The organism is Magnetospira sp. QH-2, assembly GCF_000968135.1.
Classification (GTDB): Bacteria; Pseudomonadota; Alphaproteobacteria; order Rhodospirillales; family Magnetospiraceae; genus Magnetospira.
Window position 1 is genome coordinate 2,415,567 of record NZ_FO538765.1, and the last position, 9,434, is coordinate 2,425,000.

Sequence of the window (9,434 nt, forward strand, 5' to 3'; positions counted from 1 at the left end):
AGGACTCATAACCAGAAGATGACGGTTGCGGCGATGCAGATTGCGCTCATGAAGGTATGGGCGCAACGGTCGTAGCGGGTGGCGATACGCCGCCAGTCCTTGAGCCGACCGAACATGCGCTCGATCAAGTTTCGCTGCTTGTAGAGGGCTTTATCGTAAAGGATTTCCTCTTTGCGGTTCGAGCGACCTGGAATGCAGGGCTCGATGCCGAGATCAAGCAGGGCCTGGCGGAAACGGTCGCTGTCGTATCCCCTGTCGGCGATCAGGTCGTCGGCATCAGGGAATGCAGGGAGCATGGTGTCGGCGCCGCGATAGTCGCTGACTTGTCCTTCGGTCAGCAGCAGGATCAGGGGCTTTCCATCGGCATCGCAGGCGGCATGCAGTTTCGAATTCAGGCCGCCCTTGGTGCGCCCGATACGGCGGGGAACAGCCCCTTTTTGAGCAGGCTCGCCGCCGTCCTGTGGGCCTTGAGATGGGTGGCGTCGATCATCACCGTATGGGTGGCCGTGCTTTCGGCGGCCAGGGTGGCGAAGATCCGGTCGAACACTCCGGCCTCGCTCCAACGGACGAAGCGGTTGTACAGGGTCTTGTGCGGTCCATAGGCGACGGGCGCGTCACGCCACATCAAGCCGTGGCGAAGAACATGGATGATGCCGCTGATCACCCGCCGGTCATCGACGCGCGGGACGCCTCTTGTTTTGTTCGGCAGCAACGGTTGAAGGCGTTCGAATTGTTTGTCGGACAACCAGAAATGATGGCTCTGCATCGGCTTTCCCCTCCCTAAAATTCCAGGGAAGGGAATCATGTCCACCGACTATTGGGAATCCCTTTTATGGGTCCTGAGCCTAGGGCTTGGTGCCGCAAAGTTTTCATATGAGTTTCAAGACTTACAACAACACTCGGCCCGGTCAAATTTTCAGCAACTTTTACAGTCGTTACATATTCTGGATGAATATCCGCATTCTCGAACTCGAATTGTTCTACTCCCAAAAACAACTGGTTTGTATTCAATGCAGCTTTGACGCCATCACCAATTCTGTTGACCACCTCTTGAGCGTTCATATGACTTCCCCACTTCTTGTTCTATGCGAACATAACGCAAACCGCATTGTCACAACAGCCAAAGGCCGCCTAAGCGGCGGCCTCGGTATTGCGGGATTGCAAAGCAGACAAGAAATCTGTTGCCTGTGCGGCTTTCGACGCGGCGGCGAAGATGGCTCGGTTGTCGGATTTGAGGACTTGGAGCCAATTGTCGATATAAGCCGCATGGTCCGGACGTGGTTCAGAAGTGATGCCAAGATCGGCACAAAGGAAAGCCGCGCCAAGTTCTGCGACGAGTTCCTCGACGGCATAGGCGTCATCGCCAAAGCGTTTCCCGAACTGGCGGTCGCAACGGCGCTTGGCTCCTGTCCAATGCACCAATTCGTGCAACAGGGTGGAATAGTAGCATTCCGTCGAAGAACTGGTTTCGGAGCCGATGAAGCGATCCTTGTCCGGCATTTGGATGGCGTCAGTTCCTGTGCTGTAGAATGCACGGCCTCCACCATGCCGGATCACGGCCAGAGTGTTATTGACGAAGGTATCCGCCTCTGCAACTGCCTGAACGGGGTCCTTGGGTTCGGGAAGACTGATTTCATAGCCGTCAACCTGGTCGGCATTGAAAACGCTTGAGGCCCTTGCGACGAAACGCTTCTCAGGATGGGTTTCATCGGAACCTGACGCTTGATCGTCGGTCTCGAATTCCTTGTAGAATACCACCGTTGAAGCTTTTTCGCCCTTGCGGACCTGACAGCCTTTATTCTGCCATTGGCGGTATGTTCCCCAGGTCCCGGAGCTATAGCCCCGTACTTGGCCAGAAGCCCAAAGAGCGATGATGTTGATCCCGCGATAAGCGTTGCCAGTGTCAATGTTGAGAGGGCGATTGAGGCCCGAGCCTGCCCGATGCCAAGGCATTTGCCATTCACCTGCGCCATTTTCGATGGCCTCAATGATTTGATCGGTGACGGTCTGATAGACATCCTTTCGATTGATATTGCGTTTCCGGTTCATGATTTTCTCCTTTGCCATTTTGGAGACCGCGACCTTCGCGGCCTTTCGACGGCTGGAAAAAAGCGGCGGACAAAGGGCTCGCCGGAACCCCCACAATGCAAATTTGGGGGCTGGACCGTCAGGGGAAGACGGCAAGGAGAAGGTTTCTTGGTTCGCGAGGAATGACCTTCAGGTCAGGGGAAGAAACCTTTGACGCACCGTTGTAGGCGTGACCGGACGACGCCAAAACAGCCGAGATTGAGGAAAGGCCCGCAAGGCTCTCCGGTCCTATGGCATTAGGGGAAAATTCGGGGAAAGCTGGTCAATGGAAAGGATGTCTATCGGATATTCAACGCTATTCCTCGCGGCTGAACAGCAACAAAGGAGCGCTAGTGATATTCCCGCCTTCGCTTGACAATACGACAGCCTCAATCTCCCGCTCAAAACTCCATCCTTCTGAAGCTCTGTCATTCATGAACTTTGTCATGCCTTCGGCAGCGGAATTGTTGGCTAGCTCCATGTCACCCGGCTCCATGTGGAACCTTTCCATCTTCTTCGGGACCGTGAAAGTTGGGCGAGGGAAACATATGTATCGGGTCATTTTTACCTCCGAGATTGATCAAATTGACAAATTATCGCATTTTATAATGAGTTGAATCTCCGATTTGATCTATCGGGAAAGGCATCCGGTTGCGCGTCCTTGTGTGAAAACGGCTTGGCCCGCATGGTAGCGTCGTTCGAGCCTGGTGCGTTTCGTTTGGAGGATGCGGAACATGGAACTTTTGATCATCTTTGCCCTAGCGGCAGTCGCTTTCGTCGCCTACACGATCTGGCATGTGTGGGGCAAAGGCGATTTGGAGGATCATCCAGCCTACCGACAAGCAAGAATGAAGGAGGTTGCCAAGCACTTTGCCAAGGGCGGTAAACCCTTCGGTGAGCCGCTTGGGGGTACTTCGCACGGTTCCGCTTACTTCCTCAACACTCAGCAATTGATCGACAAGAACCTGGCGGACGGGTCCATGGAGACCATCATTGCCAACCGCCTGTTCCTGGGGCAGCACACGACGCAACGAACGGTAAAGGGTAAAAAGCCGACGTTGCAAGCGGGCCTCGTCTACGCCCCCAATGAAGGGCACCTGTTGACGGTCGCACCGACCCGGAGTGGCAAAGGCACCAGCCACATCATACCCAACCTCCTGAACTATCGGGGCTCCGTCATCGTCAACGATATCAAGGGGGAGAACTACGCCATCACCAAACGCTGGCGCGAAGAGATGGATCACAAGGTTCTCCGCTTCGCGCCCTTTCACAATGACAGCGCCTCCTGGAACCCGCTGGACTTCGTTCAGCCTGGCATAGATGCCTGGGAAAATGCGGCGGTGCTGGCGGACTTGCTGATCACCCCGACCAGGGCCATCAGTGACTTCTGGGACAATATCGGGCGGAACCTGCTGCGGGGCGTCATCCTGCATGTCGTCACATATCGCCCCGCTAACAAGCGCAATATGGCCGAAGTCCGTCGAATGCTGGCCGATACAGGCGAAGAGCTGGCCGCGACCATGGATGAGATGGTCAATTCCGAGGAGGAGCTTGTGCGCCGGGCAGGCAATGCCTTCCTAACCCGAATTATTCACGATCCGTGGCCGAAAAGGGTGGCGAACGTAGCTTAAATGGTTGAATTATCGTAGAGTTTATGGTGTCCAAGCCAAAACCACGACACCATTTTCACCTACGGTCGCCATGAAGGAATTTAGCCCATATCTGCCCGGTTTGTCACCCGTCGGCGGCAAGGAAATCCACGCCCGTTTCGACGGCGGCCGTTTGTCATCCGACGGCGGCGTTCTGGTTCTGCGCGAGATCGAACGTGACCTCGGTTTGGCCGATCTTTTGGCCTCGCATCTTCCCGACACCCGCGATCCGGGGAGTGTGATCCATGGTTTCGACGATATGATCCGGGCGCGGATGTTCGCCATTGCCTGCGGCTATGAGGATTGCGACGATCTGGACGCCCTGCGCGTCGATCCGGCCTTCAAGCTGGCCTGCGGGCGGCTGTCGGAGACGGGCCGGGACTTGATGAGCCAGCCGACCCTGTCGCGGTTGGAGAACGCGCCGACCTGGCGGCAACTGGCCCGCATGGGTTTGTCGATGATCGATCTGTTTTGCGAAAGCTTCGCCCGCGTTCCCGAACACATCACGCTCGACATCGACGACACCGGCGATGCGGTTCACGGCGGCCAACAGTTGGCCTTGTTCAACAGCCATTACGATGATTACTGCTTCCAGCCGATCCATATCTATGACGCCGCCACCGGAAAGCCGATCCTGTCCCTGTTGCGGCCCGGCAAGCGGCCTTCGGGCGCGGAGGCCGCGACGGTCTTGCGCCATGTCGTTACCCGCATCCTGAACAACTGGCCCCGGGTTCATATCACCGTGCGCGGGGACGGCCATTACGGCACGCCCGAGGTCATGGACTGGCTGGAAAGCCGAGGCTGCGGTTATATCTTCGGCCTGTCCTCCAATGGGCGGCTCAAGGAAATCGGCCAACCCTGGGGCGAGGACGTGGCCGTGCGCCGGGCAACATCAGGCAAGGAAAAGATACGCCGGTTCTTTCAAACGGCCTACGCGGCCAAGAGCTGGAAGCGGGAACGAACCGTTATCGCCCGGGTCGAGGCCACCGCAAAAGGTTCCGACATCCGTTTCATCGTCACCAATCTGGCAGGCCGGGCCAAAACCCTCTATGAAAAGGTCTACTGCGCGCGGGGCAAAATGGAGAACATGATCAAGGAGCACAAACTCTACACCAAGTCCGACCGCACCTCGTGTCACCGCTGGGAGGCCAACCAGTTCCGACTGTTCCTCCATACCGGAGCCTATTGGCTGTTGCTTAAACTGCGAAACGCCGCGCCCCGGAAATCAATCTGGAAAAACGCCACCTTCGAGACGCTGCGACGGTCTTTCCTCAAAATCGCCGTACGCATCGAGGAACTCAAATCCCGCATAACCGTCGCCTTGCCGACGGCATATCCATACAAAACACCCCTGATCGCCATGGCCGGGAAAGTCGCCTCCCAGGGCCCGTGAAAACCGCGGCAGCGAGCCGCCCCTCAGTCCCCGATGATCAACCCCCAAACGCCTGAAAAATCAAAACCAAAATTAGGCCGTCAACCCGGCCGAGGACCCGTGGCCGTTGCGATGCCAGGGAGACTCATGAATAATTCGGGCTAAATGCTGATCAGAAGGTCAAAGACAACATCCTCTCGACCCTGGACAGCCATATGGGAATTTGGGACAGCCCCAGGCTTGAACGCATCATGGGGAGGTCGGATTTCGAGTTCCAGGATTTGAAGCGGGAACAGCTCTCCCTCTATCTCTGCATTCCGGCAGCCCGGCTTGCCGTCTATGCCCCGGTGCTTCGGGTATTCTTCGGCATAGCGATTTCGGAACTCCAGAAGTCCAAAGGGGATCGGAATTATCCGGTCGTATTGTTCATGGATGAGTTCCCCCAACTTGGCCGGATCAAGGTTCTGGAAGACAACGTGGCCTTGCTGGCGGGATTTGGCGTCCGTCTCTGGCTATTCGCTCAGGACCTGGCACAAATTAAAACCCATTACGGCGATATGGCGCAAAGCATCATCGCCAACAGCGATTGCAAAATGTTCTTCGGAACGTCCGACATGGACACGGCCAAGATGGTCTCCGAGCTCTGTGGCACCATGACGGTTCCCGTGGAAAGTTTCGGACAGGCAGAACAAACCGGAATGGCATCCGGCCCTGGCTCCAAGAACCAGAACTATGCCTACACCGGCCAGCCGTTGATGGCCCCACAAGAGGTCATGGCCATGGACAAGACAGAACAGCTTGTCTTCTTCAATGGCGAACAGCCGGTCCTCGGCTATAAAGACCCGTATATGGGACATCCGTTCTTTGACGATAAATTCGACAAATGGGATGGGGTGGAAGAGGATCAGCCTCCGGCGCAAAAACGCCGCCCCAGAAAGCGCAAACCGCAGCCAAAGAAAGAGGCCGCCAACAAGGCCCCTGCCAAAAAACAGGCGACTGCTCAAAGGAAGGGCAAGCCCAAACCCAAGGGTGCTCCTAAGCCGCCAGAGTTTGACGACTTATAGACTGAGTCGTTGACCTATCTACTTTGCTGGCCGACGGAGCATTATCGTCAAACCATATTGGGAAGATACGATATTTGTTGGAAACTGTTGAGCGCAAATGCCCCTATAGTGCCCCTGCGGGCTATTTTCAGCATATGGCACAAAAAGCAAAACCCGCTATCTCATTGAGTTAAGGGCTTTAATTTGGTTGCGGGGGTAGGATTTGAACCTACGACCTTCAGGTTATGAGCCTGACGAGCTACCGGGCTGCTCCACCCCGCGTTGGTGGGTTGTTTGTCCTTTGGAGGCTTGGGGTTTTGGTGCCCATTTGGTCTCTTTGGGACGGGACTTGGGCTGGAACTGTGTTGAGGTTTTGTTTGTTTTCCTGATGTGAATGTTGGTTCTCTTTGGAAGACCTGGCGGCGACTTACTCTCCCACGCCTTAAGACGCAGTACCATCAGCGCTGAGGGGTTTCACGGCCGAGTTCGGGATGGGATCGGGTGGGACACCCTCGCCAGAACCACCAGGTCATCCAAAGGGAACCGGGTATTCAGGGATCAGGGGTCGGGGATCAGGGATCGGATGGGAACCCTGCCGACTTGGTTTTATGAGTGACGTTTAGTGTTGATGTGACCTTAAATGCGCCTTTTTTAAGGGCGCTATCCAATATACCGGGCTTGTCCCCACGCACGGGGTCCAAGCTTGATCAGGGGTTTAAAGCCCTGACGGCATGGGAGGATCTCAAGCCTATCGAGCAATTAGTACCGGTTAGCTGCACGCATTACTGCGCTTCCACACCCGGCCTATCAACGTGGTGGTCTTCCACGGCTCTCAAGGGAAGTCTTGTTTTGAGGGGGGCTTCCCGCTTAGATGCTTTCAGCGGTTATCCTGTCCGAACTTAGCTACCCTGCGATGCCACGGGCGTGACAACAGGTACACCAGAGGTTCGTCCACCCCGGTCCTCTCGTACTAGGGGCAGCTCCTCTCAAACTTCCTACACCCACGGCAGATAGGGACCGAACTGTCTCACGACGTTCTAAACCCAGCTCACGTACCACTTTAATCGGCGAACAGCCGAACCCTTGGGACCTGCTCCAGCCCCAGGATGTGATGAGCCGACATCGAGGTGCCAAACGATTCCGTCGATATGGACTCTTGGGAATCATCAGCCTGTTATCCCCGGCGTACCTTTTATCCGTTGAGCGATGGCCCTTCCACGCGGGGCCACCGGATCACTAAGGCCGACTTTCGTCTCTGCTCGATCTGTCGATCTCGCAGTCAGGCGGGCTTATGCCTTTGCACTCAACGACCGATTTCCGACCGGCCTGAGCCCACCTTCGCGCGCCTCCGTTACTCTTTGGGAGGCGACCGCCCCAGTCAAACTACCCACCACGCAGGGTCCCGGACCCGGTTTCACGGGCCGCGGTTAGATACCAGAGAATAAAAGGGTGGTATTTCAAGGTTGGCTCCACACAGACTGGCGCCTGCGCTTCAAAGCCTCCCACCTATCCTACACATTCATCCCCTAATACCACTGCGAAGCTGTAGTAAAGGTGCACGGGGTCTTTCCGTCTGACCGCGGGTACTCCGCATCTTCACGGAGAATTCAATTTCGCTGAGTCGATGTTGGAGACAGCGGGGAAGTCGTTACGCCATTCGTGCAGGTCGGAACTTACCCGACAAGGAATTTCGCTACCTTAGGACCGTTATAGTTACGGCCGCCGTTTACCGGGGCTTCAATTCAGAGCTTGCACCCCTCCTTTTAACCTTCCGGCACCGGGCAGGCGTCAGACCCTATACGTCGTCTTTCGACTTCGCAGAGCCCTATGTTTTTAGTAAACAGTCGCCACCCCCAATTTTGTGCCCCTCATCTATGGTTGCCCATGAATGAGGCCTCCTTATCCCGAAGTTACGGAGGAATTTTGCCGAGTTCCTTCAACATCGTTCTCTCAAGCGCCTTGGTATACTCTACCTGTCCACCTGTGTTGGTTTCGGGTACGGTCTTATGGTGGGGTTATTTCCTGGAACGCCTTCGAAGCATCCCCAATCCAATAAGGGGATACAACACACGGCATTCGTCACCTCCACCAGGCCCAGGAATATTAACCTGGTTCCCATCGCCTACGGCTCTCGCCCTCGGCTTAGGGGCCGGCTCACCCTGCGCGGATTAGCCTTGCGCAGGAACCCTTGGACTTCCGGCGACAGAGTTTCTCACTCTGTTTGTCGCTACTCATGTCAGCATTCTCACTTCCGATACCTCCAAGATACCTCGCGGTATCCCTTCATCGGCCTACGGAACGCTCCGCTACCAGACAGATCAAAGATCTGAATCCGCAGCTTCGGTGCATGGCTTTAGCCCCGTTACATCTTCGGCGCAGGACGGCTTATTTAGACCAGTGAGCTGTTACGCTTTCTTTAAAGGATGGCTGCTTCTAAGCCAACCTCCTGGCTGTCTTGGCCTTCCCACATCCTTTCCCACTTAGCCATGACTTAGGGACCTTAGCTGGCGGTCTGGGCTGTTTCCCTTTCGACGACGGACCTTAGCACCCGCCGTCTGTCTGCCGCGCTCTACTCCACGGTATTCGGAGTTTGGTAAGGTTTGGTAAGGCTTTGGGCCCCCCTAGCCCTTCCAGTGCTCTACCCCCGTGGGTAATACGCGACGCTCTACCTAAATAGATTTCGCGGAGAACCAGCTATTTCCGAGTTTGATTGGCCTTTCACCCCTAGCCACAAGTCATCCCCCGGCTTTTCAACGACGGTGGGTTCGGCCCTTCAGTGCGTGTTACCGCACCTTCAGCCTGCTCATGGCTAGATCACTCGGTTTCGGGTCTACTCCCACGAACTTAGTCGCCCTATTCAGACTCGCTTTCGCTCCGCCTACACCTAACGGCTTAAGCTTGCTCGTAAGAGTAACTCGCTGACCCATTATACAAAAGGTACGCAGTCACACCCGAAGGTGCTCCTACTGCTTGTAGGCATTCGGTTTCAGGTCTCTTTCACTCCCCTCGTCGGGGTGCTTTTCACCTTTCCCTCACGGTACTTGTTCACTATCGGTCACAGAGGAGTACTTAGGCTTGGAGGGTGGTCCCCCCATGTTCAGACAGAATTTCACGTGTTCCGCCCTACTCGAGGACTAAATCTCTTTCTACCCGTACGGGGCTGTCACCCGCTATGGCCCGACTTTCCAGACGGTTCCGGTTCTTAAGACTTAGCCACTGGCCTGGTCCGCGTTCGCTCGCCGCTACTAACGGAGTCTCGGTTGATGTCCTTTCTTCCGGCTACTGAGATGTTTCAGTTCGCCG

Annotated in this window: 7 protein-coding genes, 1 tRNA gene and 2 rRNA genes (1 of these 10 only partly in view); 3 read left to right on the forward strand and 7 right to left on the reverse strand. The window is 55.8% G+C overall.

Annotated elements, in window-relative coordinates; genetic code table 11:
- Positions 1 to 5: 5 nt before the first annotated feature.
- The 4 genes from MGMAQ_RS20415 to MGMAQ_RS21080 form a co-directional block, all read right to left on the reverse strand.
- Positions 6 to 766, reverse strand: a protein-coding gene (locus MGMAQ_RS20415; protein ID WP_148560766.1) for an IS5 family transposase whose coding sequence is annotated in 2 segments (ribosomal slippage) — positions 6 to 443 and positions 446 to 766 — 759 coding nt in all. Because the reading frame shifts where the segments join, the coding sequence is not laid out codon by codon here.
- Between the two features lie 35 nt (positions 767 to 801).
- Complete coding sequence (locus MGMAQ_RS20730; RefSeq protein ID WP_148560934.1) at positions 802 to 1,062, reverse strand: hypothetical protein; 261 nt, start codon at positions 1,060 to 1,062, stop codon at positions 802 to 804.
- Positions 1,063 to 1,131: 69 nt separating this feature from the next.
- Entirely contained in the window at positions 1,132 to 2,049 is a 918-nt protein-coding gene (locus MGMAQ_RS11395) for an ArdC family protein (protein ID WP_046021638.1), read from the reverse strand.
- Between the two features lie 334 nt (positions 2,050 to 2,383).
- Entirely contained in the window at positions 2,384 to 2,548 is a 165-nt protein-coding gene (locus MGMAQ_RS21080; protein ID WP_158498841.1) for a hypothetical protein, read from the reverse strand.
- A 253-nt stretch (positions 2,549 to 2,801) separates the two neighbouring features.
- Between MGMAQ_RS21080 and MGMAQ_RS11410 the strand changes: the two genes are divergently transcribed.
- The 3 genes from MGMAQ_RS11410 (at position 2,802) to MGMAQ_RS11420 (ending at position 6,152) form a co-directional block, all read left to right on the forward strand.
- A complete protein-coding gene (locus MGMAQ_RS11410; RefSeq protein WP_046021641.1) occupies positions 2,802 to 3,698 on the forward strand; it encodes a type IV secretory system conjugative DNA transfer family protein in 897 nt (298 codons plus the stop codon).
- A gap of 70 nt (positions 3,699 to 3,768) precedes the next feature.
- A complete protein-coding gene (locus MGMAQ_RS11415; protein ID WP_046020241.1) occupies positions 3,769 to 5,109 on the forward strand; it encodes an IS1380 family transposase in 1,341 nt (446 codons plus the stop codon).
- Positions 5,110 to 5,279: 170 nt separating this feature from the next.
- Positions 5,280 to 6,152, forward strand: a complete 873-nt coding sequence (locus MGMAQ_RS11420; protein WP_256379968.1) for a type IV secretory system conjugative DNA transfer family protein — start codon at positions 5,280 to 5,282, stop codon at positions 6,150 to 6,152.
- A 184-nt stretch (positions 6,153 to 6,336) separates the two neighbouring features.
- On the opposite strand, the gene MGMAQ_RS11425 is transcribed toward MGMAQ_RS11420, so the two are convergent.
- From MGMAQ_RS11425 to MGMAQ_RS11435, 3 genes are all read right to left on the reverse strand, one after another.
- A tRNA-Met gene (locus MGMAQ_RS11425) sits at positions 6,337 to 6,413 on the reverse strand.
- A 132-nt stretch (positions 6,414 to 6,545) separates the two neighbouring features.
- Positions 6,546 to 6,660: ribosomal RNA gene (rrf, locus tag MGMAQ_RS11430) — 5S ribosomal RNA — on the reverse strand.
- A 209-nt stretch (positions 6,661 to 6,869) separates the two neighbouring features.
- Positions 6,870 to 9,434: ribosomal RNA gene (locus tag MGMAQ_RS11435) — 23S ribosomal RNA — on the reverse strand; it runs 180 nt beyond the window's last position.

Excerpts from the sequence above, each read along its gene's own strand:
- MGMAQ_RS21080 (WP_158498841.1), bottom strand. The coding sequence starts at position 2,548 with ATGGAGCTAGCCAACAATTCCGCTGCCGAAGGCATGACAAAGTTCATG.
- MGMAQ_RS11415 (WP_046020241.1), top strand. The coding sequence starts at position 3,769 with ATGAAGGAATTTAGCCCATATCTGCCCGGTTTGTCACCCGTCGGCGGC.
- MGMAQ_RS11395 (WP_046021638.1), bottom strand. The coding sequence starts at position 2,049 with ATGAACCGGAAACGCAATATCAATCGAAAGGATGTCTATCAGACCGTC.
- MGMAQ_RS11410 (WP_046021641.1), top strand. The coding sequence starts at position 2,802 with ATGGAACTTTTGATCATCTTTGCCCTAGCGGCAGTCGCTTTCGTCGCC.
- MGMAQ_RS20730 (WP_148560934.1), bottom strand. The coding sequence starts at position 1,062 with ATGAACGCTCAAGAGGTGGTCAACAGAATTGGTGATGGCGTCAAAGCT.